The organism is Pseudoalteromonas sp. DL2-H2.2, assembly GCF_021532535.1.
Lineage (GTDB): Bacteria > Pseudomonadota > Gammaproteobacteria > Enterobacterales > Alteromonadaceae > Pseudoalteromonas > Pseudoalteromonas rubra_A.
Genome location: NZ_JAKGBD010000004.1, coordinates 161,740 through 185,055 on the forward strand (window position 1 = coordinate 161,740; position 23,316 = coordinate 185,055).

Consider the following 23,316-nt stretch of genomic DNA (forward strand, 5'->3'; position numbering starts at 1 on the left):
CTCGAGTAGAGTCCCGTTCGAATAATAGTTAAGGTAATAACATGAGCAACGAAATCAAAACTCAAGTTGTTGTACTAGGCGGTGGTCCTGGTGGTTACTCTGCAGCATTCCGTGCAGCAGACCTAGGTTTAGAAGTTACATTGATCGAATCTCGCGATACCCTGGGTGGTGTGTGCTTGAACGTAGGTTGTATTCCTTCAAAAGCACTTTTACACGTGGCTAAGGTAATCGACGACGCAGCTGAAATGGCTTCACACGGTGTAACTTTCGGTGCTCCTCAAATCGACCTGGACAAAATCCGTAGCTGGAAAGAGTCTGTAATTGGTCAGCTGACAGGCGGTCTGTCTGGCATGGCGAAAATGCGTAAAGTGAAAGTGGTTAGTGGTTACGGTAAATTCACCGGCTCTAACTCTATCGCAGTGGAAGGTGCTGACGGCACAACGACTGTCAACTTCGACAACGCCATCATCGCAGCGGGCTCTCAGCCTGTAAACCTGCCTTTCATCCCACAAGATGAGCGTATCATTGACTCAACTGGCGCACTTGAGCTCAAAGACGTACCAGAAAAACTACTTGTTCTGGGTGGTGGTATCATCGGTCTTGAGATGGGGACTGTGTACCGTGCACTGGGTTCTCAAATCGACGTGGTTGAGTTTGCAGACCAACTGGTTCCTGCGGCTGACAAAGACGTAATCAAGATTTACCAGAAGTATGTGAAAGACAAGTTCAACGTAATGCTGTCTACTAAGGTTGTTGCGGTTGAAGCGAAAGAAGACGGTATCTACGTTTCATTCGAAGGCAAGCAAGCGCCAGAAGGCCAGGTACGTTACGACAAAGTATTGGTTGCGGTTGGTCGTACACCTAACGGTAAACTGCTTGACGCAGACAAAGCGGGCGTTGCGGTTGATGAGCGTGGCTTTATCAACACAGACAAGCAAATGAAGACTAACGTAAACCACATCTACGCGATTGGTGACATCGTAGGTCAGCCTATGCTTGCGCACAAAGCGGTTCACGAAGCACACGTTGCGGCTGAAGTGATCTCTGGTAAGAAACACTACTTCGATCCTAAGTGCATTCCTTCAATCGCCTACACAGATCCAGAAATCGCATGGGTTGGTGTGACTGAGAAAGAAGCGAAAGAGCAAGGTCTGAGCATTGAAACTGCGGTATTCCCGTGGGCAGCTTCTGGCCGTGCAATTGCTTCTGCACGTACTGAAGGTCAGACTAAGATGATCTTCGACAAAGAGACTGGTCGCGTGATCGGTGGTGCAATGGTTGGTATCAACGCCGGTGAAATGCTGGGCGAGATCGGCCTGGCAGTAGAGATGGGTGCAGACGCAGAAGACGTGGCACTGACTATCCACGCTCACCCAACGCTGAACGAGTCAATCGGCCTGGCGGCTGAGATCTTCGAAGGTTCAATCACTGACCTGCCTAACAAAAAGGCAGTCAAGAAGAAGTAATTCACGCTTCTTATTGAACTGAAAAACCCGGCTTAAATAGGCCGGGTTTTTTGTGTCTGTTGCTCGCAACAGTGTGTGACTTTTTACATCATATCATCGCATTCTGGACATCTGGAATTATCTGATTCCATCGGCATACAGCGTTTCACCGTTTTTGGAAACTTACAGATATCACCTACATCAGTATAGCAGCGGTTAAGGTTAGACCAGCCACCGGCACCACCTGCGATATGAGGAGTGTTGGCATTATGCAGACTGTGTACTGCCGGGCTGAGGTTCTTGAGTTTCACTTTTTTTAATTTCATAGCAATATTTCCTTTGCAGTGTTTTTTAGAGCTAAAGATCTATGTTTTGATCTTCATTAACATTTTTAACGGATATTTATCTTCAAGTCAAGATGACCAGTTGAATTTTGAAATACGCTGTGAATTCTGCCCATGGACTTAGTCGTCCTGTGTGTTGTTTTCGTTGAACAGGCTAACGGCAGAATATGTTTTAGAAGCCTCACTGCGTTCCTGTGAACGACAATACCTGGGCATGGTGTTTATCCTCAAGACATCCTCACAACAAATTACTCGGTTAAAAACAATACAACGTTGTGAGTACCTGGCCAGTATGTTGGCGTGGGTGGACCTATAAAAATAACTGTGTGGTCCATTGAGTACCTTAAGTAACTGTAGTGCTGGTCAGACCGTGACAGGGTTTCTATATTATTACGACTTCTTTGGACCTCAAAGTGAGCAGTTAACAGTATCATCAAGCTCCATTGTGTCCCCATCTGGTTACTGGAGCGATTTCAATTAAATAAACTTTAAGCTTTGGCATCAATGTTAGGCTGGAGAGGGTAACCTTGATAGCCCTTTAACACATCCAAAAAACTCTCTAACTCCTGAGTGTCTTTGCCTATGCTGCGCTCAAAGGCAATCTCTCGTTCAATTTGCGATAAAAACCCTGTGCTTTGTGAGCCCTGAAGCTCACCATCAACTAACTTAAACGTATTATGGGGCAGTCTGAAGAGGAGTCGCTCATCTCCGGTTGCCTGGATCAGTGCATTGAGCTCATTCAGGCCAAAGCGATTCATATCTACAGCTCTGGCTTCACTGTGTGGTGGTGTTGCGCTCTGTGGCAACGCGTTGCCGTTTGTCGCCTCCATAGTGGTGCTTTGCTTTGCAGGCTGGGCGTATGTGGTATTTAAACCGTCGACTTTCATCTCTCATTTCCTTACGTGATAGGTGGCACTTTAACTTAGATATACGAAGCAAAAATCGTACACATAAGGTAATGGCGATTAAATCAGTGCACATTGTCACCATTCGGTCATTTTGTTAGTGTTAGTTCGGACCAAAAATAAAAACAACCACAAGGAATTCGTTATGACGGTTAAACCGCTTCAGGCAGGTATCGTTTTATATGCACTGAGCACCGGTGTACAGGCTGGCAATCAAGAGTTCGACGCCACGCTGGCGTGCTATACACAAGCACAGCAGCCCGGCATCGCCGTGCGGCTGGAGCAGGGCAACAAGCTGATTTACAGCGGGGCTGCGGGTCTGGCGGATATCAAGAGCAAGTTGCCACTCAATACCGAGCAGGTTTTTCAGATTGGCTCCATCACCAAGCAATTTACGGCCGCGGCCATTTTGCAACTGGCTGACATAAAAAAGCTGTCAATACAGGATCCGCTGGGAAAATACCTCCCGTCCCTGAGCCCTGACTATGCCAAACTGACTATCGATCGGGTATTGTCGCATACCGCAGGATTACCAAATTACAACGAAGGCCCTGAGATTGGTGCCAAAATGGCGCACTATCGTAGTTTAGATCAGATCCTGACAGAGATTGTACAGACACCCGTATTGTACCCTTCGGGTGAAGGCCATACGTATTCCAATACCGGCTACCTGCTGCTAGGTAAAATCATTGAGCAGGTATCCGGGTTGAGCTACAAAGACTACCTGCAACAGCATATCTTTACGCCACTGGGCATGAAACACTCGCAGGTGCTCACCAAAGGTACGGGCGGCGATGAAGTAAAAGGCTATAGCTCAGTAGACAGCACAAGGGCACCTGTTGCTCCATTTCATGTTGATCGCAGTTGGATTTATTCTGCCGGTGGCATAGAAACAACCCTGGCCGATATGAGCCGCTGGCATCATGGCTTGAAAACTGGAAAAGTCGTCAAGCCTGCTTCATATCGGGCGATGGTGACCAGTGCTATTCTGAACGATGGCTCCCCAGCCACTTATGGCTATGGCTTCTATCTTCGTCCCCTGGCCGGACAAACAAGCTATTTCCACGAGGGAGGTGTACCCGGATTCCTGGCCATGTCGGCGTATTTTCCCGAGGCAGACTTGTTCGCCATTGCGCTCAGCAACCAGGACACCTTGCACCCGGGACCTGCACTTCTGGACATGGTTGCGCAGCACCTGAATATTACGCCAAAGCCATTACCAGATGTGAAGGTGAGCCATTTTGCTAAAACTTTAGTTGGCGAGTATCAGTCAGCTGGTCAGCAGCTGACAGTGACATTTGAAGAGGGGATTCTGTACGGGCAAAAAGGGAAAGGCGAAAAACGTAAACTCATCGCCAGAGCCAACAACGCGTTTTCGTTTGAATGCACGCAGAACTACTACCAGCTCAATGTAGCAGAAGGCAAAACCAGCCTGACACCCATTGGACTCTATCGGGACAAGGGCAAGCCGTTGTTTAAGTTGTAAGTGGCTCGCGCCACGTTTCTGTGCACCGTTATTGCCCAGAGAAACGAACAGCTAAGGTCATGCAGTGTCTGCCTGTTTGTTCGAAAGAAGCGGAGTCACAGTGTCACTCCGCATGTTTTGACTATTTCTTTCTCACAATAAACTCATCGGAGCCACTTTGTGTCAAATGAAAGTCTCCGATGTCTCCTGCTTTATGTGGGTGAGGTGAAGTGATATCTTCAGAGGCAAGGTGCCAGTTATTGTAAGTACCAGATGTTCCCTGACCCAGGCAAACATTAAATTGTTCACCATTGATTTCCAGTATTCCTTTGATTGCAAAATTGAGTTTACTTGGTACATTGTCACCACCGCGTGTGTGAAACATCTTGTTTCCATCACTATTGACGGTTTCGTTGAACCACTTTGCGTTCGCTTTATCAGCTTTTCGACCAGAGTCTACAACGATCTTGACCGTTTTGTTGTGGTTCTCTTGCGTTGAAGTTATCTCCCCCCAGGGTTGTCCGGGAGTCACTGAGTTAACGTTGCCATAATAAAAGTTGATGGACTCAATGCCACTTGAACCTTTGAAATAGAAATTATTTTTGTGTTCTTTGGGTTTTGGTATGGTCAGCTTTCCAGGTCTTTGGGTGTTAAATGCTTCGCCCACGCCTTCAGATTCTCCCTTAAATTCCCCGACCTTGATATCGTCTTGAAAAATACTAAGTATCATGACGCCTTCCTCTAATTCAGCATCTTTGAGTGTGTAGGTACATTTTCCGCTGTCGTGTTTGACTAATTCTTGCGGCGATTTGTTAAATGCACCGACCAGTTCAGTGGTGTCAATGACAAAGTCATCCCCAAAGCCATCCGCATGAAAACGCACTGTCGGATTTTCAGGATCATCGACGAAGAATAGGCAGCCCAGATAATAGAATAGGAAGCCACCCATTCCTAACAGTCCTTCAGCAATATACTCACCTGCAAAATCTGTTTTAAAGTTTGCTACTTGTTCAGAAACACCCATTGTTTTGTCCTCTTACCGTTGTAATTGAATAAAAGACGAATACCGTGAGTCAGCCACGCTGATTGGAAATTGAATGTGCACCGTATGCACTGGCATCGCCATTAGCATCGTTAAAATTACGATAATGAGGGCTAAATAAACATTACGAACTATTACACTGTGCAACGAGTGAAGCACGTCAGCGACACCCAAACCAAAGCCTGTATGATGTACTGAAATGGCTTAATTCCCTGTTCAGCCTAGCTCATCGCGCTCATTCCTGCCCTGTCGCAAATCCCTTTCTCTAATAACTTTGTCTGTTATTTTGTTTGACGACTAATAACAAATATAAGAGGAAGGGGTATGAACAAATCTATACTGAGTCTGAGTTTGGCATCGATTCTGGGAGCCGTGACTATAGGCGCTCAGGCGGCGGATCATGCCAGTTTACTTAAGCAGGTGGAGCCTAAAGTGATTGAGTGGCGCCGGGATATTCACCAAAACCCTGAGCTGGGAAATCGTGAGGTGCGCACCGCAGCTAAAGTGGCTAAACATCTTAAAGCGCTGGGTATGGAAGTGGAAACCGGGATTGCTTACACCGGAGTGGTGGGCATGCTTAAAGGCGCTAAGCCTGGGCCAACTGTGATGCTGCGTGCCGATATGGATGCGCTACCGGTGACCGAGAAGAATGACCTGCCGTTTAAATCCACCAAAACCACCAATTACCGGGGAGTGGATGTGGGCATTATGCATGCCTGTGGTCATGATACCCATGTGGCCATGTTGATGGGCGCGGCTGAGGTGCTGGCTGGCATGCGTGATGAGCTCGCAGGCAATGTAATGTTTGTCTTCCAGCCTGCCGAAGAAGGTGCACCTGAAGGCGAAGAGGGCGGTGCGGAGTTAATGCTCAAAGAAGGGATCTTTAAAAAGTACCAGCCCGATGTGGCGTTTGGTTTGCACATTACTTCTAAGCTCAATGTGGGGCAGCTTGGATATCGCAGTGGCCCAACCATGGCCAGTGCTGATCGCTTCGAGATCAGTGTTAAAGGCGAGCAAACCCATGGCTCGACGCCCTGGGCCGGCGCCGATCCAATTGCTGCTGCGGCGCAGATAGTGTCTGGGGTAAACCACATTGTTAGTCGTCAGATCAATATAACCAAAGAGCCGGCGATAGTCTCGTTCGGTAAAATTGCCGGAGGGGTGCGTAACAACATCATTCCCGAAGAGGTAAATATGGTCGGTACCATACGTAATTTTGATATGGACAACCGTGCGCAGATCTTTGCAAAGATCACCCATACCGCCGAGCATATTGCTTTAGCTTCCGGCAACAAGGCTGATGTAAAGATCATTGAGGGTTATCCGGTGACGGTGAACGACCCGGCCCTGACTGCGCAAATGTTGCCCACCCTGGAGAAGGTATTCGGCGCACAGGGTATGATTGAAATGCCTAAAGTGACCGGCGCTGAGGACTTCTCGTTTTACGCCATGGAAGTGCCAGGGTTATTCGTGTTTTTAGGTGGCACAGCCAAAGGGAGCGACCCAAGAGAGGCGGCCAGTAACCATTCACCCTACTTTATTGCTGATGAATCGGCGTTTAAATTAGGCACGCGGGCGTTGACCGAGTTTACGCTGGATTATATGGCTCAGGCACATTAGCAATGCTGTGGGTTTAATATCGAACACTATGCTGGCTAATGTTTTTTGTTGGCTGGCAAGCAATGTGAGAGAACTAAAATGATGCGACGAAGTCGCATCATTGCTTTAAACTTAGTGGCAGGTATATGTGCCACAGTTGGTGTCATTCGGGTCCGACGGACAGTCGAACGAACCACAGTATACAACGCGTGTGGGCTCACAGTAACCGTAATGTGACCACTTGTCACCACCGCCGATTTCGGCTGTTTTTGTCGCCGGGATAGTTGTCAGGTCTTTCGATAAACTTTTAAGTTTCTTTTTAGATATTTTAAGTTTCATTTTCATTTCCTTATTTATCATTTTTGCATCTAGTGCGTATTTATATTTACATTCTGGTGGGGGTGAGTCAACTAAGCTTTTTGAGGTTTTTATATAAGCTTATGTTTTGGTTGGCTTTTTATCATTTGTTTAGTGAGCCCATGGGGAGGAGCTGGGCTCAACATTGGTTATTATAACGTTGGTTATGATCTCTTTGAACGCAAGTGGAAAGACTTACAGCTCGATAGATTGAGCATGATGAAGTCGGTTATGCGGATCCAGCCTACGCTTCACCTGTTTAAGCCTGCTGTAGTTGTGTTTGTAGTATAAATGCTGCCAGTTCGGGATATCGATATCGGCATAATTGACATAACAGCCATCCATCACCTCATCGGGCACCGGGCCTTGTGCGCCATACATGGCATGATAAAAGCCATTGATCCAGCCAATATGATAAGGGTCCTGCACGGCCTCAAACCAGTAGGTTTGATATTGCAATTTCATGATCGAATCACGATGTGCCACGGCGGTATCGGATTCTGACAGGGCGTTTATCTGCCCGCCATAAGAGGACAATTGCAGCATCCCGGCGGGGCTCAGATAGTCGCCATGGCGCAGTGTCTGCCAGAGCGTTTGTATTTGCGCCTCCGGAAATGGCTGTTTCATGTATGCGGATTTATTTTTGCCCCGGGCTCCCACTAAAGTGCCCGCGCCATACTGGGTGCCATACCACCAGGGCATACTGAAATAACTGCCCGGCGGTACCGGTCGCTGCGGCGCGTTCTCCTGCTCCTGCAAGCCCATATGATTGGTGGTGCGTAAGCCTTTTTTAGCACCCTGAAGTTGTTCGGGGGTGAACAGGGCGTCGATAAACTCATCAATCAGATTGGGGTCGCCGCTACAATAAAGAGAGAGTCGAATTTCACCGCTGCCGCCCACTGAGTTAGGAATAGCCATTGATGAATGCAGCGCGTTAAAGCGACTATGTGGGCCGTTATGCTGTTGCCAGAACTCACCATAGTTGCGCAGTAAGCTGGCAAACTGCTCATAATCAAACAGGTGCCAGGGCAGGGCGATTTCCTGCAAGTGCAGAGATTCAGGTACCTGAGGTAAGTCTCTGAAAAAGTATTTAGTGACTACCCCAAAGTTACCGCCCCCTCCGCCCTGGTGTGCCCAGATAATCTCATCTGCGATTGCCGACTGGCCTTTAAAGTAGGTGCGCGGATAATTGGCCTGTCCGCCCCACTCGTTAAAAGTGATAAGCTCCACACCAACCAGATAATCGCTACTCAGGCCATATTGCCGGGAATGAATACCAAACCCGCCACCACAAACGTGGCCACCAACGCCCACGCCAAAGCAGGAACCACCAGGCATGATCACGCCAAATTCCTTAAACAGGGTTTTGTAGGTATGCCCTAAAGAAGCGCCCGCTTCGACGACATAGTGGCCATTGCTGCGATAGATGCGATCCATGTTGCTGAGATCGATAACGACACCCTTGTCATTAACCACAAACCCTTCATAGCAGTGACCGCCAGAGCGCACTGTGATGCGATGGTCGTTTGCGATGGCTTCTCTGGCTGCCATATAAACTTCATAAGCAGAACTACACACCGCAATATAACCAGGTTGGTTGGGAAACCGCAGGTTAGAGCCCGTCAGCATAGAATCATATCTGGGATCGTCGGCAAACACTTTATGGTACTGATCATACTGCGAGTGAGCGGCGGCAGAATGGCTAAGCATTAAGGGGGCGGCACCCATTGCACCACCGATTGCCAGAGACGATTTGAGAAATTGACGTCTGGAAGTGACATCGTGGTTGATACCTGACTGCTTTTTGTCTTGTTTCATAAACACATCCTTTTTTATGTTGTAACAGTGGGTGAATGTAACCTGGTTGTTCTTTGTGCAGTTTGAATGTATCAGATATAGGACCGGGTGAGTGTAAAAAACAAGCAAAAAAGTGTCATGATGCGAAAAGTTCAAGATGCCGCCGATGGGCTCGGCGGCGCTTGGGTTAATCCACCAGTATCTGCAATATCAAGTCATCAAAATAGCTGTCGTTATCGCTGCCATGATTACGTGTTCCCAGCAGAACAAACTCGATGTAGGCTGTGTCTTTGGGCAGTTGTGTTTGCCCGGATAGCGTTGTCCACTGTGCCGCTGTGGTGCTGAGCTTTTCACTTTCACCCAGTAGCTGACCACGGTTATCCAGGTAGCGCAGTTGTAGTGCGGGGATATCTTTGCCGCTGTAGTTACGCAGTTGGCCACCATAACGGGCGCTAACCCGGCCCGCTGCAATTAACCGGCTGTAGTGCTGCACCGAGATTGTTTGGCCTATCTGGCCCTGAGCCGACTCTCCATTGCAGATACCGCCGACGGCGAAAAACCGCTCACCAGTTGCCGGGGGAATAGAGTCACATTGTTTATCAGTTAAAGACTCCACCGGGCCGGTGCCGCTCCAGCCCTGAATACCGGCTTCTGCGCCCGGGTTTTGTAGTAGATTGCCTGAATTGCCTGGTTGCTGAGTAATGAAGTCGTCCGCCACGCCATCAGGCCCTCTGTCTGAGACTGTGGCGCAGTCGCTTTGCTCAGCCAGTCTTAGCTCCAGATTGTCAAAATAGCTGTCGTTGTCGGTGCCGCTGGTGCGCAGGCCCGTCAGTACAAAATCAATATAACGGGTATTAGCTGGTAGCGCCGTTCCCTTAGCATAGCGTTGCCAGCTGGCCGTAGCGCCTGTGACCTCGGTGGTGGTGCTCAGCAGCGCCAGATCTGCATCGCGAAATTCGAGCGCAAAAGCAGGGATATCGCTGCCACCCCAGCTACGCAGCCAGCCTGCGTACAGGGCTTTGAGTGTGCCATTGTCTATGCTGGCCGCCCAGTTGCTGACATCAACACGCTGATATGCGCGGCCACTTTTGCCTTCATTGTCACACACGCCCCCGACGGCAAAGAAGCGTTCACCCTGATAAGGAGAAACGGAACCACAGGCTTTATCTGCCAGGCTTTCCAGCGGTCCTGCGCCTTGCCAGCTGTCGGTGCCCAGCTCTGCACCGGGGTTTTGCAGCAGGTTATCGGTCAGGTGTGTGCTGTCTGTGGTGGTAAATGGGTGTGGCTGTGACCAGTCACTCCAGGCCAGTGAGCGGTCCCGCATACGCATGCGCACGCAGTATTGAGCGCCGGGTGCCAGCTGACCGAGTGCAAAGCGGTTGGGTGCCAGAGCGGCTCGCGTATCAACGCCGTCCCAGATATTTTCATGCTGATACCAGGTATCCAACAGCGGCTGGCTGAAATCGTCACAGTGGTTACTGAGTTGCCAGTGAGCAGCGCCAAACAGGTCTTTGTCGGGATCGGCAAATAAGGTGGCGACTGCGTTGGCACAGCTGGCCGGTATTTGTCCTGCGGGGGCCAATATTTCAGGCGTAAACGGTGCGGTGTTATTTAATCTTACAGTCAGGGTGTCCTTGACTTGGCTGTTCAGTGGCACCTGCTCATCGCCCATTGAAATGCGCTTGAGCTCAAAGGCCGGGTCGTCACCTGCGGTAACATCGACCACCACAAAGCCGTATTCGTCTTCACTGACCGAAAACTCGGTGTAGTCGCGCTGGGCAAACTCACCAAAATAATCCAGGTTGCCCCCGGCGGACGCCACATTCACCATAGTGTGATTGTGATCCCGGCTGGTGCCGCGTGAATAGGCATGTGTGTGACCAAAAAAGTGAATACTCGGTTTGTTGCAGCGTGTTGAAAAGGCCTCCAGGCGTTCAACAATTTTACCGCTGTAGTCGGTCTCGCCGGCTATCCACATTTCTGATTTATGCGGGTGGTGCATCTGGGCAAAGACAAAATCGGTTTGCGCACGCAGGCAGGTTTCGGCCAGTACCTTGTCCAGCCAGACGAGCTGTTCATCAATGCGGTAATTGGTATTGGTGTCGAGCGACAGTACTCGAATATTGGAATGATCCTGATACCACCAGTGCTCTTCATAGCCCGGCGTGCCGTTTTCCGGCAGGCGGAAGTATTTAAAGTAAGTGGGCGTATCGCGTTCATGATTGCCGGGAGCCGGGTACAGAGGCACTGAGCTGGCCAGCGCCGCAATGGGTGAAAAGAAGCTGGTGCGCCAGCTATTGTAATCCTGGCCATTGTCGACTAAGTCGCCGGGGATCAGGGTCATATTCAGGCCATCGTGTAACGCAAGTCCCAATGCCTGTTGCACATAAGGCAATACACCCTGGTTAATGATCTCGCCAAATTTGCCCGGGTTCCCCGAGTCTCGCTGCATGTCACTGACTGCCAGAATACGGCTGCGCTTCTCGGCAGAGGCCAGCGGTGGGGTTCTGAACTGGTGAACATGACTGTAAGTATCACCGGTTCTGACCCGGTAGAAATACACGCTATCCGGTGCAAGATTTGTTAATTGGACCTCATGGATACGACTCAGCAGATAACCGGTTTCACTGGAGCCGCTGGCTTGCTGGCCCAGCTCAGCGGTGGTGCCCCATTCTACAATGGACTCATCACCACTGCTGGTTTCCCATTTGATCCAGATGCTGGTTGGGGTGGCTGATTGCAAATAGGGGTGGACTGCCAGCCCTTCGGTGTGGGCGTGCGCCTGACCTGCCGCCAGTAACACACTGAGCGACAGTACCCGCAGATTCAATGTCATGTTGGTTTCCTTGGTATTTGAACGAAAGGCGGGATTATCCGGGGAACAGGTGTATTAAAAGTGTAAACGGTGTGAATTTTTAACGTCTTATTTATGACCCGCATCGTCTGGGTTCTGTGATATAGTGACAGCCACTTTTACCACCAGGGCATTCATGCGTTCATTCACACTCTGTGTGGTACGCGGCCTTCTCCACAAACAAAAAAGGTCCGTAATACCATGAAAAAAATCGCCATTCTGGTCGATGTCCAGAATATTTACTACACCACTCGCCAGGCCTATGGCAGAAGCTTTGATTACAACGGCTTTTGGCAGCAAGTGCTTAAAGACCGCACTTTATACCGGGCTTTGGCGTATTCCAGCGAGCCCAATGCGCCTAAGCAACAACAGTTTCAGAATATTCTCAGAGCCATCGGCTTTGAGGTAAAACAAAAACCCTATATTCAAAGAGCGGATGGCTCCGCCAAGTGTGACTGGGATGTGGGGATCACTCTGGATGCCATGGAGTGCGCGCCTCATTGTGATGTGGTGGTGTTACTGACCGGGGATGGTGACTTTGACTTGCTGGCCGAGCGTATTCAAAGCCGTCATAACTGTGAGGTCGAGGTATATGGCGTCCCTCAGCTGACTGCCAACTCGCTCAAGCGCGCGGCCACCCGTTACATGGCCATTGACGAACGCTTCTTGCTAAATGCAAAGCCAAACCACAATAAGGCTGGCCAGTAGAGATACGATAAAATCTCTAAATTCTCAAAGAAACTGTAGCAGATCAGCACCGCCATCAGGCACAAAGCGGTCTGTGCAGTTTTAGAGTCCTGCGACGCCCACAGCAAATAAATACTCGACACCAGCATAGGAATGGCCAGCGCCACCGCCCCGACAAGGCCTTTTACAAACAACAGTCCGTACCAGCTGTGGTGCGAGCCGATAGGCATAAATTCCACCATTTTTGGACCGCGCTCAACAATGCCGTGCCCCCAGATGGGCGCTTCGGCCTGCCAGCGCTGAATGGCAATATTGGCCAGCGCTTTGCGCACCCGGGTAGAGCCCGGACGTTGTTGCTTTACCGCCTCGTAGGAGTCCATCACCGCATTATAAATGGGCTCGCCCAGCAGTAAAATCAGCGGGATGGTGATACCGAGCAGCAGCAACATCCAGGGTTCCTTAAACTTATCGCTGAACAACACCAGCGGAAACAACATAATGAAAATCGCGATACCGGCGCGCGATTGTGACAAGATCAGCATGGCCCAACAGCCTGCGATGGCCCAGCGACGAATACGGGCGTTTTTTTCTTGCAGACAAAACACCAGGTAGATACAGGCCATAAAGCCGGCAGCCGGTGCCCAGGGGGTAAAGAAGCGCCAGCGTCCGGCACCTGTTTCAGGGTTAATGCCGTAAAAGCTGACCATAAAAAAGCTCTCCCCGGGTCCCCCAATTACTTTTAAAGGCGACAGGAAGATGTCACCCGGTAACTTAACCACATAGAAGGCTACGGAGATCAGTGAGAAGATCAGCGTGTGGATGGCAATAATGCAGACTCCACGGATCACTACTTCTTTGCGAATTTTTGCTAAAGCGGCAATCACAGGGAAAATAGCCAGCAGCGCCCAGCCTTTCATCCAGCCAATGGTCGATTTTATGGTTTGCCCAACGCCCAAAGACCAGTCGCTGTGGGCGATCAGCAAAGCCACCAGCATCAGTAACATGGCGACTATCCACATCCAGATCATTGGCGACAGCGGCCGGGGCTTGGCATTTAAGTCCAGGTAGCAGCGCATCAACACCACCATAAAAATCAGCCAGCCAATGATGGAGCCCATCACATAAATCAAGCCCAGCATAAAAGTGGGGTAGGTAAGCACCAGACCCGCCCAGACCAGCTTTTCTTCTGTGCTGATAAAGCGCTTGTCCTTGAAGGGGAGATAGGCGGTGAATAGCATGCTTGCCTCCGGCTAGTCTGGCTGTTTCATCACAGCGGAAATGATCACTCGACGTTTGTTGATCATTAACACGCCCATTGATAAGAAGATCATTGCGGCCAGTGCTGCGGCGACGGCAATAGACTTTTTCGGTGAGAACGAATTCACAGGCAATGACGGTGGTGACATCAGCTGGATCACTGGATAAGAGGCAAAAATATCCGCTTTACCGGCTTCGAGACGCGCGACCGCTGAGGTGAATACGGCTTTGGCCAAATCAAACTCACGCTCCAGACGTTCCAGCTCTGCCGCTTCTCTGGCGTAGACCTTAAGCTTTTCATTCAGCAGCTGTACTTCGTTTTCCAGCTCAACCAGTTTTGCTTCCGAGCCTTTTTTAGCTGCAAAGGCGCTGATCAAATCGGCAAACAATTGCGCGCGATTGGGGTTAGAGGCAAGATCTGTGGTATGAAACGCATGAGCGGCGTTGATCCCAACCAGGCCTTCTGAGCGGGTTCTGAGCGCCATTTTCGACTGTTCAAACCGCGCCAGCTCGGCTTTCACCATAGGATGACCATCATCCCAGCGAGACCGATATTCGCTCAGCTGGGCGGCGCTTTTGTCTAGCTCAGACAGGTAAGCTCTGAATTCACCATCCGATTGCAGCACAAAGGCCTGGCCCGCCATGGAGGGCGATACCCCTAAGTCGACACTGAGCTGGCTGACAAAATACTCAGCGCGGCCAATTTCGGCTTTAACGATAGCCACCTGCTCTTTGAGGTTAGAGAGGGTGCGCATTTGCTGGTCAAGCTGGTCGCGGCTGATCAGCAAAGAGCGTTGCTGAAAGTCCGTGATGTTATTGCGTGTCAGGTTAAGGCGCTCCCGGTACTGGTCCAGCACTGATTTAATGCTGGCATCGCGACGCTGTACTTCGTCGGCACGCAGGTGGTCCAGCTGGTCCTGCAATGCGTTGTACAAAGCCCAGGCTTTTTTCTCGGCAATACGCGGACTGGCACCGGTGATCTCAATTTTTAAAATCGAGGTTTGCTCGGTCAGGCGTACTTTAGGGCGGCCAAATTCTTTAGCCGACAGGCCCATTGAACTTGCTGCATTGTCGATGAGGTTTTTACTCATCAGCATTTCTTTGTAATTGACTCTGGGGTTATACCCCTTGCCAAACGGTGCACTGGTGGATGACACCACCTGGCCCACCTCATCAAGCGAGACATTGCTGTTGGCACCGGTGCCGGGCAGCACCATATCCAGATCGCTGCGGTATTTAGCTGGTTGCTGCAGGTAGGCAAATACCAGCAGTAAAATAATCGCGTAGCTGGCCAGGCAAGTTACCAGATAGGGCTTGCGCAGGGTGCGGTAAATCGCGGCCCTGAAGCGTGAATAGGGCGTGGTTACTTGAAGTTGCGTGTTCATGAATCCTCCTTACTCAGCAAAGAGAAGGGTGAAACGATATCTAACAGCGTCCGGGCGATATCACGTAGATTGGTAATATCTGAATCATAGCAGGCGATGGCATCGTTCGGCATGACATAAGGGTTAATGTGGTCACGATAAGATTTACGCATCAGCTCTTCTACCGAGCGCTCTATCACCTGGGTTTTGCCGGTCAGCGGGTGGTTGCTGACCAGCACAATGCGACGCGGTGCATTGGTATATTCTTTACCACCCACACAGTTGGCAGAAATAGCGGCCTGTAATAGTCTGGTGCCGTAAGGCAGGTTGCTCGAGAAGCGGCCGATGGCGGCATTGGCATTACTCATTGACGAGTCAATCAGGTTAGACATAAATACTCGGAAGCCTTTTGGTGTGATCTGCGACGGCTTCACCAGGTTGGGCTGAAAACAGCCGGTGCTGGGCACTATCACCTGATCGCCAGCAATGAGGACATGATCTTTGACCGGCTGGCCGGTCATAATGCCGGTCAGATCCGCTTCGATGCGCCAGCCCTGGCGAACCAGGATCACCTGATCCAGTTTAGCATCGGGGCGGACACCGGCGGCAGCCCGAATGGCTTCTGACAGCAGGCGCTGTTTTGAGTGGTCGCCCGACGCCGCCACCTGCTGATCTAGCAGCTGTTCCGGTAACTTGGCATTGATGGTAACCCGGCCCGGCGAAAAAACCGCGCCTGAGACAGGCACTTCGATGGCGGCCCAGGTTTTGACTTTGACAGTGACATCCAGCGTCTGAGCTCTGAAGATTTTGGCACGAATAAGCGCCAGCTCTACTTTTTGCGCCAGTGCTTTGGTGGTTAATCCAGCGGCGTAGATGGGTTCAATCACAGGTAATGTCAGTGCGCCTGAGCTGTCCAACACATAGTCGCCGTTAAAGCCTTCGCCGTATTCCATTCTGACCTGAATAAGGTCGCCCGGGCTTAACGGTGCTGCACCGAACGCGCCTCGGTAGCTTGATTCATTGGGGCTCAGGCCCGGCGCTGCCAGTGGAATAGGCTGGTCAACCCGAAAGTTAGCCGCCGCTGCAAAATTGTCGGCGTCGGTGCAGCTCAAGCGTGATGCAAACACCGAGTGTGACTGGTTGAACTGAGTGCCTGTGGCATGTGGCATGCCATAGAAGTCGTCCTCGTCGTAATCGGGGCTGAGTGTGCAGCCAGTGCCAAGCATACACAGTACAAGCGCAGAGATGCGGGTCATCAGAGTGGTTGTTGAAGTCGCTTGTGTCATGGTTTGCTCCTTGGCAGTGGTCTTAATCAGTGCTCTTAGCATGACAGGAGCATAATCTAAGCCAATTTTACTATTCCTTATTAATCAGTGGTCTATGGTTTTTTAACGGCGTTTTGTATGGTGTTTTTTTGTATTTTGCAAAGCAATTTCAAAATGAAAAAAAGCCAGCAAATGCTGGCTTAAGGGCCATTGATGCGAGGTGCGTTATCAGTTGCCTGATAACGGTGCAGGCCCGGGAGCGAAGGGTTAGCTGGTTGGGTGCTTGTTCGCCTGACCAAGAGTACGCATGGCCAGCTTTTCGGCACGATCGTACAAGGATTTAGGTAATATGCTGGTCAGGGCACAGCACCAGGTCAAGGCAGTGCGTCCCGGCTCTTCAAACAAAATGCGAATATCGGTAAACAGCGCTTGATGGATAAGCTTAAGTGCCGCCCATGTATTGCGCGATTGCACGGCACGACGGCTCAGGTATCTGAGCTGATAAGCACGCGCCAGCGAGCCACACTGTTTAAAAAACTGCGCATGGCTGTGTTTATGTTTATTAACCGCGCTTTCCCAGCTCTGATATTGCTTTTGCAAATTGGCAGATAAGCCACTGGCATTAACGCGATAAAAGGTCAGCGGCTCAGGGATCCCGGCAAAAACGGCATCGCTGTACAGCGCCAGACGTAGCCACATTTCAATGTCTTCAGACTGTCTGAGGTTTTCATCAAAATACTGCCGCCAGCTGCGCGTCTCGTCGTGAAAGGCGACATTTTCCAATGCGGCTGCGCGTATTACCGGTGCAGAGCCATTGCCTACCGGGTTGCGACAAAAAATGGTTTTGGCATCTATGTTGTTTAATTTGGGAAACTGGCCAATCCCCAGTTGTCTATTGTCATCGTCAACAAACAAGGATGGACAGTAGCTGACGTCGACACTGGGGTGACGGTTCAGATGGTCAACATGTTTTTCGAGCTTATTGACTGCCCAGTAGTCGTCGGCGTCCAGCAAAGCAATGTAAACCCCGCGGGCGTTGCGGATCCCGGTATTACGTGCTCCGGACAGGCCGCGGTTTTGCTGACGAATAATATGGATCCGGTGATCTTTATAGTCTCTCAGATAGTTGAGAGTGTTATCGCTACAGCCATCATCAACGCAGATCACTTCAAAATTGTGATAGGTCTGGTTGAGCACCGAGCAGATGCATTTATCAATGTATTTTTCAACGTTGTACATAGGGATGACGATACTGACAACGGGTTTCGAGTTAATCACATAGTTAGTCATAATGGGCTCCGGATCATGAGGAAGGTTTTGCTGCGCCGACATCACAGCGTTTCAGCGCAAAGTCTGCCAAAGGGAAGAGCAGCCACAGTGCGCTGCAACTCACCAGTACGGCGGCAAGTAAAACGGGTTGGTCGGGCTGTAGCATTAACAGCCCGGCCAGTGAGATCAGTAAACAGTAAGCATTCAGTTGGCACTCTCGTGCAAAGCGGCCATTAGCGCGTTGCATCACGGCGTAGCTGTCGGTCCACACTGTGCTGGTGGCTATCAGGCACAGCAGCGCGCTGGTGGTAAAGCTGCCCTGCCAGTGTTCACTGAAAAGCACTGGCACATACCAGGGCACCAGCAACGCCTGAATAATAAAAATGGCAGACACAGCCGTCGTAATGGCGAGCAGCACCTGGCTGTGCCTGCTACCAAAATTGCCTGCGTTTTTCAGTTTGCAAACAAAGGGGTAGAGGGCCGTGGTGTAAGCCTGAGCAACCGATATCGCCAGCCCAACTCCCACGCTTTTGGCGAAGCTGTACAGACCGAACAGTTCCGGGCTCAGCAAACGAGCGGCAACAAACATGTCCATATTGACACGCAGCGAGCGCAGGATTTCGCTGCCAGCGAGTTGGGTGGATGCTTTAAGTAACCGGGTAAATACTGCTTTGCTGAACTGGCCCGTCATGGCTGAAGTGGGGACAAAGGCAAAGCAGCCAAGCCAAAGTACAGTAAAAGCCCATTTGCCAATCACCACGGCCAGTAGTCCGGCGTCGAGGTACAGTGCAGCAGCCAGGGCTAAGTTTTCGGTGATAATACAGACGCTGCTGATCAGACCGAACAGGCCCATTTGGTTACGCCGTTGCATCAGGAAAACCTGATTACAGACCAGCGGAAATACCAGATAGGTCAGCGCCATTAAGGCAATCAGCACAGTCATGTCCTGACCTGGAAACAGCCAGCTGCTGGCCAGTGCCACCAGAATTTGCACCAGGCATAGGGCTACACACAGCAGCCACTGTAATAACCGGCCATTTTTCAAAAAAGCGGGTAATTCGTCATCGCTGGCCCGGATCACCTGTGCGCCAGCACCAGAGCGCAGTAGCAGCCTCAGCACTTCGTGCACGGTCAGCGCCAGCATGGCCGTGCCATACTCAGTGGCAGACAAACAGGCCGCCATCGCCATGATGCTGATCAGCCGCGAGGCCTTGGCAACCACCTCGGCACCAATCAGGTAAGAGGTATTGCTGAGCAGGGTCCGCATTGTGCTGGTTGGGTGTGTCATGGCATTGCTCTCTTGTTATCGGATACCTTTACTAACCAAAATCCGTACCAAGGCGAGTTGAGGCTGTAAAAGAATTCAATAAAGTCGACTAGCTATCTGTTTTTTAAATACTTTATTTGTAATCTAGATTACTTGATTTGACGGCGAGGGGTGTATACGGAAGGGATTTTGGTAAAGCTTACGGTGTGCAGATCGCATTTTGCGACAGGGGTTTTGCAATTTGCGATCTGCGAATGGGAGAGCGCCCGATAAAATTAGGCACCCGTATTTTTATCTCCCCATTGCTGCATTTTGCGGTATAAGGTCGAGGGGCTGACTTGCAGCAAGCTGGCGGCTTTTACCACGTTGTCGTCGCACGCGGCAATGGCTTTTTCAATGGCGATACGTTCGACCTCTGCCAGCGAACAGATCTGGCTTTCAGATGGGATCTCGGCAGCCTGTTGAGGTGCTGCATAGCCGCTTTGCTGCACACTCAGCGATGGCTGCGGTGGGCTGCTGCGCATCTCGCCTGATTGGCCGTTGAGCAGGGCCTGGGCATCGCAGGGTTTAAGTTTAAGCTGCATTTGCAACGTGTCTTCGGTGATCAGCGGCCCGTCAGACATCACCACACAACTGTGGATGAGGTTTTCGAGCTGGCGTACGTTACCCGGCCAGTCGTAGCGTAAGATCAGCTGCTCGGCGGCGGGTGAGAAGCCCACAAACACTTTGTTTTCAACTTCGCTGAACTTACTCAAAAAATGCTGTGCAATTTGCAGCGCATCGTGATCTCGCTCATGCAGCGCCGGTAAATCAATGGCAATCACATTCAAGCGATAAAATAAGTCTTCCCGTAAGCGCTGATCTGCAATCGCCTGGTGCGGCTCGCGGTTAGTGGCACAGATAAATCGTACATCGACCTTTTCCTCTTTACCGCTGCCCACTTTCTGAAAGGTGCCAGACTGCACAAAGCGTAAGATCTTGGCTTGCAGGTTCATATCCATTTCACCAATTTCATCGAGAAACAGGGTGCCGCCATCGGCCTGAGTTGCTGCCCCGTCGCGGTTGGTAACCGCCCCTGAGAAGGCGCCTTTTATATGGCCGAAGATCTCAGACTCCATCAGCTCGCTGGGTATGGCGGCGCAGTTAATGCACACCAACGGCTTATCTTTGCGGGTGCTGGCGCGGTGAATGGCGTCCGCGGCCAATTCCTTACCGGTACCACTGGGCCCGGTGATAAACACATTGGCCTGGCTGGGACCGGCTTTTTCAATCGCCTTGTAGACCATTTGCATGGCGATGGAGTCACCCACAAAGCGGTAAAATTGCGACTTGATCGAGCTGCGATAACGTTGCAGGCTGGCACGTAACATGTTGCGCTCGGCCACCAGCATTTTGGTTTGCACGGCCTGCTCGAGCGTCAGTTTGATATTGCTCATCTCGAAGGGCTTTTGCATATAGCCCCACACTTTGCCCTGGTTAATGGCATCAATGAGGTCTTCAACCTCGGTAAAGGCGGTGAGCATCATGCGAATGGTATCAGGAAAGCGCTCGGCAACCTGAGCGAGAAATTCTATCCCCGACATATTGGGCATCATTTTATCCGATACCACCACATCAATGGGGTGTTGTTCTAACAAGGCCAGGCCTTCCTCGCCACTTTGCGCGGTATATACAGTGTAGGGCTCGTGTTTTAGCGCCCGCGTAAGTGAACGTAGAATAAGGGGCTCGTCGTCGACGAACAGCAAGGTGATGTTAGTAACCGGGTCCATGTAATCCTGCCTAATTTAACGCGTGTTAATACAAGTATTACACAGTCTTAGACAAATTGAAGCATTAATAAACAAGCAACGGCACAATGAGAAAACCGCTGCTCAGTAGTCACTGAGCAGCGGTTTGGCGAGGAAGCGATTAAACGGCTCAGTTAAACTGGTGTGCTACTGTGGTTGCCTGCATTGTGAGTTCGCTCAGTAAATGATTGCTTTGCAACATGCCATCAACGCTTATCAGTAGGGTCTGGTAATTGACCGGCACATCCAGTGTCAGCGTGAGTTGGCCTGCGCTGTTAAAGCGCGTGGTTGCCAGCAGGGCTTTGTCGGCCAGAGCTTGATCTTCATAGCTTTCAACCACCTTATGCAGGGCGTAGATTTTGACCATTTTATTGGCCAGAGAGTCACCAAAAACATCTTGTCCGCCCAGGTCCAGGGTCACGGATTTACTGGTGCTGAAGTTAAAATCGGCTTTGACGTGCAAGTCGTTGGACGTTTCGGCTGCACTGTCCAGCCGTGCTGGATCCGGGTCGTAATTTGGCGCAGGCTCGGCAGGTTGTGCCGGGGTTGCGGCACTGTCATCCGTTTGCGCCTGTGGCTGCGTGTTCGCAGTCGGTGCCGGTGTCGTAACCGTGCTACTGGATGAACTTGCCGGACTGGTGCTGGCTGGCCCGGATGAGCCGCCTTCACCACCACCGCCACCGCAGGCGCACAAGGTTAAACACAGTAAGGTCAGGGTCGAAAGTTGGTTAAATGTTGTCATGGTCGTGTCCTCTTAGTGTGCGCTGAATGTGTGGGTGGTGCGTTCGTTGGTCATAAACCAGTCCTGCGCCTGTTCGCCGTTGCTTTCTACCCAAGTTTCATAGGCAGGATAGGCCCAGATGACATCAAGATATTCTCTGGGGTAGTGCCAGTCGTTACTGATCATCAGTGCCCAGGGCAGGTTTTCGGCGGTTCTGAAATAGCGGTTGGCTTGCGCATTAGAGGTGTCATCCGCGGTGGCAAAGCGACTGCTATCAAACTTGTCTGTTGGCGGGTAGTCCGCCAGGTGGATCTCCAGTGAGCGATCCTGGGTACGATACAGGAAGAAATCAAAGTCACTGATACTGAGTGTATCCAGCCCTTGTTCAAAACTCACATCAAAGGTGTAAGGCACCGGCTCAAAGTAATCACAGGTCATCACCGTATTAAAGTGCTGACACTGGCCAGATTGCCCCGTGGTGGTGAATACATGGGTGTTACTCCACAGCGATAAAACCGCGTTGCTCTGTCCGCTTTCAGCGGTTTTGTCGAAGCTTTGCCCGTCTATGGTCAGGCTGGCTTGTTTGATCAGCCCGGGCTCACTGTTCATCAGACGCAGACCAAAGCCATTTTGATAGGCGGCGCCGCGTGCAGTGATCCAGCCATTGATGATAAAGCCGCTGATCTGGTTATCGGCGTTGTAGGTCATGCGAATACGCTGCTTCACCACTAAGTCGTTGAGGTCATGGTCGCCTCGCGCAGGCCAGTTATCTTCAAAAGCCAAAGTGGTTACCCCTTGTGCACTGGGGAAGTACTGGCTGTAAGCGCGGTTAAAGTCGTTGGGGAATTCATCCAGCTCGTCTTCAATGCCATCGGCGTCGCTGTCGTTTTGCTCGGGCATAACGGTCAGATTGAGTGCAGAAATGGCAGAAGCTGGCGAGCTTTTCACGCTGAATACGGCGTCGTTGAAATCGTTGTCGCCCCAGGTGCGTGGCAAGTCTTCAAAGCCGATGACTACTTCTTGCTCTTCTTCATCCAGCAATAACACGCAGTGCTGACGCAAGGTCTCGTTACTTTCCGGATTGAGATCAGATAATGAATAGTAATAAGGGATCTGAAATGGTTTTACGCCGGTGTAATACCAAAACCCATTTGCCGCGATAAAGAAGCCAATGCTGGTGCCTGCCGGAAATTCACCTATGCTGACTCGGTGCCCGTTGGTCAGATGAGGGTAGCTGAGGTTCGGAAAGACAATGGTCTCCTGCACCTCTTCGGGTGATTGCGGCGGATTCTCCGGGTCGAAGGTAAAGTAACCAAATGAGTTTTTGTAACCGGCACCTTCATGGATAAACGTAACAAATACTTCGGCGTCTTCAACCAGGTGTATGGTAGAACCTTCGTCACCTGTAATGAAAGCCTCATTAATCCGCGCTTCAGGCAGTGCGTTTTGAATCCGCTGGAAGAAATCCGAACTATATTCGTCACGCGCATAGATTAGTGAGTCGGGTTTACCCGTGGACTGGTTATAGCCTGTGGGCCAGGCCTGGCCAGACTGGAATTGCCAGACATACTGACCATCGACTTGCTCTACAGCGCAAGCTGCAAACGATAATAGCCCTGAGGCGATTAAGCCAGTGGCCATCAAGGGATAAAGTGGGTTAGGTAATTTCATCATAGTCGCTCCGATTGAAAGTTAGGTTTTTTCTTTCTGTGTTCGATATTTCATGAAGCGTGCCAAAATTTAACCTGTTTACTTTCAGTGGTTTATGTTTTTCTCTTGTTGTCGTTATCGGGCTTTTCGCAAATTGCACTGCATTGCGCTTTGCAAACAAAAAATGGCTGAGGAAGGGCGGTAAAACAAACAAAGTAGTCTGCCAACAGCGCGCCGCAGG

General features: G+C 50.7%; 19 protein-coding genes. 5 read left to right on the top strand and 14 right to left on the bottom strand.

What is annotated here, in order from left to right:
• The first annotated feature begins 41 nt into the window (after positions 1-41).
• Positions 42-1,466, top strand: coding sequence for a dihydrolipoyl dehydrogenase (gene lpdA / locus L1285_RS08835; protein ID WP_010384093.1), 1,425 nt, complete (start codon positions 42-44; stop codon positions 1,464-1,466).
• Positions 1,467-1,549: 83 nt separating this feature from the next.
• Here the strand turns inward: lpdA and L1285_RS08840 are convergent, their stop codons facing one another.
• A complete protein-coding gene (locus tag L1285_RS08840; protein WP_235412005.1) occupies positions 1,550-1,771 on the bottom strand; it encodes a hypothetical protein in 222 nt (73 codons plus the stop codon).
• Positions 1,772-2,123: 352 nt separating this feature from the next.
• Here L1285_RS08840 and L1285_RS23960 point away from each other — a divergent pair, with 352 nt between their 5' ends.
• Positions 2,124-2,270 carry a DUF4879 domain-containing protein gene (locus L1285_RS23960; RefSeq protein ID WP_442960484.1) on the top strand — a complete coding sequence of 49 codons (147 nt, stop codon included), beginning with the start codon at positions 2,124-2,126 and terminating at the stop codon, positions 2,268-2,270.
• Positions 2,271-2,277: 7 nt separating this feature from the next.
• Here the strand turns inward: L1285_RS23960 and L1285_RS08845 are convergent, their stop codons facing one another.
• On the bottom strand, positions 2,278-2,676 hold the full coding sequence (locus tag L1285_RS08845; RefSeq protein WP_235412006.1) for a hypothetical protein: 399 nt from the start codon (positions 2,674-2,676) through the stop codon (positions 2,278-2,280).
• 163 nt (positions 2,677-2,839) lie between these two features.
• On the opposite strand from L1285_RS08845, the gene L1285_RS08850 reads away from it, so the two are divergent.
• Positions 2,840-4,180 (top strand): serine hydrolase domain-containing protein, encoded by a 1,341-nt coding sequence (locus L1285_RS08850; protein WP_235412007.1) that lies wholly within the window; start codon positions 2,840-2,842, stop codon positions 4,178-4,180.
• Positions 4,181-4,301: 121 nt separating this feature from the next.
• On the opposite strand, the gene L1285_RS08855 is transcribed toward L1285_RS08850, so the two are convergent.
• Complete coding sequence (locus L1285_RS08855; RefSeq protein ID WP_235412008.1) at positions 4,302-5,183, bottom strand: hypothetical protein; 882 nt, start codon at positions 5,181-5,183, stop codon at positions 4,302-4,304.
• Positions 5,184-5,525: 342 nt separating this feature from the next.
• Here L1285_RS08855 and L1285_RS08860 point away from each other — a divergent pair, with 342 nt between their 5' ends.
• Positions 5,526-6,821, top strand: a complete 1,296-nt coding sequence (locus L1285_RS08860) for an amidohydrolase (RefSeq protein ID WP_235412009.1) — start codon at positions 5,526-5,528, stop codon at positions 6,819-6,821.
• A gap of 111 nt (positions 6,822-6,932) precedes the next feature.
• Here the strand turns inward: L1285_RS08860 and L1285_RS08865 are convergent, their stop codons facing one another.
• The 3 genes from L1285_RS08865 to L1285_RS08875 form a co-directional block, all read right to left on the bottom strand.
• Positions 6,933-7,139: a hypothetical protein gene (locus tag L1285_RS08865; RefSeq protein ID WP_235412010.1), complete on the bottom strand. Its 207-nt coding sequence runs from the start codon at positions 7,137-7,139 to the stop codon at positions 6,933-6,935.
• 213 nt (positions 7,140-7,352) lie between these two features.
• The gene (locus tag L1285_RS08870; protein WP_235412011.1) at positions 7,353-8,975 is read right to left on the bottom strand and encodes an FAD-binding protein; all 1,623 of its coding nucleotides are present in this window, start codon (positions 8,973-8,975) and stop codon (positions 7,353-7,355) included.
• A 166-nt stretch (positions 8,976-9,141) separates the two neighbouring features.
• A complete protein-coding gene (locus tag L1285_RS08875) occupies positions 9,142-11,790 on the bottom strand; it encodes a purple acid phosphatase family protein (RefSeq protein WP_235412012.1) in 2,649 nt (882 codons plus the stop codon).
• Between the two features lie 219 nt (positions 11,791-12,009).
• Here L1285_RS08875 and L1285_RS08880 point away from each other — a divergent pair, with 219 nt between their 5' ends.
• Positions 12,010-12,516 carry a LabA-like NYN domain-containing protein gene (locus L1285_RS08880; protein ID WP_235412013.1) on the top strand — a complete coding sequence of 169 codons (507 nt, stop codon included), beginning with the start codon at positions 12,010-12,012 and terminating at the stop codon, positions 12,514-12,516.
• Here L1285_RS08880 and L1285_RS08885 read toward each other — a convergent pair.
• From L1285_RS08885 to L1285_RS08920, 8 genes are all read right to left on the bottom strand, one after another.
• Positions 12,450-13,733, bottom strand: coding sequence for an O-antigen ligase family protein (locus L1285_RS08885; protein WP_235412014.1), 1,284 nt, complete (start codon positions 13,731-13,733; stop codon positions 12,450-12,452). The genes L1285_RS08880 and L1285_RS08885 overlap by 67 nt on opposite strands.
• A gap of 12 nt (positions 13,734-13,745) precedes the next feature.
• A complete protein-coding gene (locus L1285_RS08890; RefSeq protein WP_235412015.1) occupies positions 13,746-15,137 on the bottom strand; it encodes a GumC family protein in 1,392 nt (463 codons plus the stop codon).
• The gene (locus tag L1285_RS08895; RefSeq protein WP_130244272.1) at positions 15,134-16,402 is read right to left on the bottom strand and encodes a polysaccharide biosynthesis/export family protein; all 1,269 of its coding nucleotides are present in this window, start codon (positions 16,400-16,402) and stop codon (positions 15,134-15,136) included. Before L1285_RS08895 ends, L1285_RS08890 begins: the two co-directional genes overlap by 4 nt.
• Before the next feature lie 246 nt (positions 16,403-16,648).
• Positions 16,649-17,671, bottom strand: coding sequence for a glycosyltransferase family 2 protein (locus L1285_RS08900; protein ID WP_235412016.1), 1,023 nt, complete (start codon positions 17,669-17,671; stop codon positions 16,649-16,651).
• 13 nt (positions 17,672-17,684) lie between these two features.
• Positions 17,685-18,938 (bottom strand): oligosaccharide flippase family protein, encoded by a 1,254-nt coding sequence (locus L1285_RS08905; RefSeq protein WP_235412017.1) that lies wholly within the window; start codon positions 18,936-18,938, stop codon positions 17,685-17,687.
• A gap of 254 nt (positions 18,939-19,192) precedes the next feature.
• Entirely contained in the window at positions 19,193-20,686 is a 1,494-nt protein-coding gene (locus L1285_RS08910) for a sigma-54-dependent transcriptional regulator (protein WP_235412018.1), read from the bottom strand.
• A gap of 148 nt (positions 20,687-20,834) precedes the next feature.
• On the bottom strand, positions 20,835-21,446 hold the full coding sequence (locus tag L1285_RS08915) for a hypothetical protein (RefSeq protein WP_235412019.1): 612 nt from the start codon (positions 21,444-21,446) through the stop codon (positions 20,835-20,837).
• Positions 21,447-21,458: 12 nt separating this feature from the next.
• Complete coding sequence (locus tag L1285_RS08920) at positions 21,459-23,099, bottom strand: LruC domain-containing protein (protein WP_235412020.1); 1,641 nt, start codon at positions 23,097-23,099, stop codon at positions 21,459-21,461.
• Positions 23,100-23,316 lie beyond the last annotated feature (217 nt).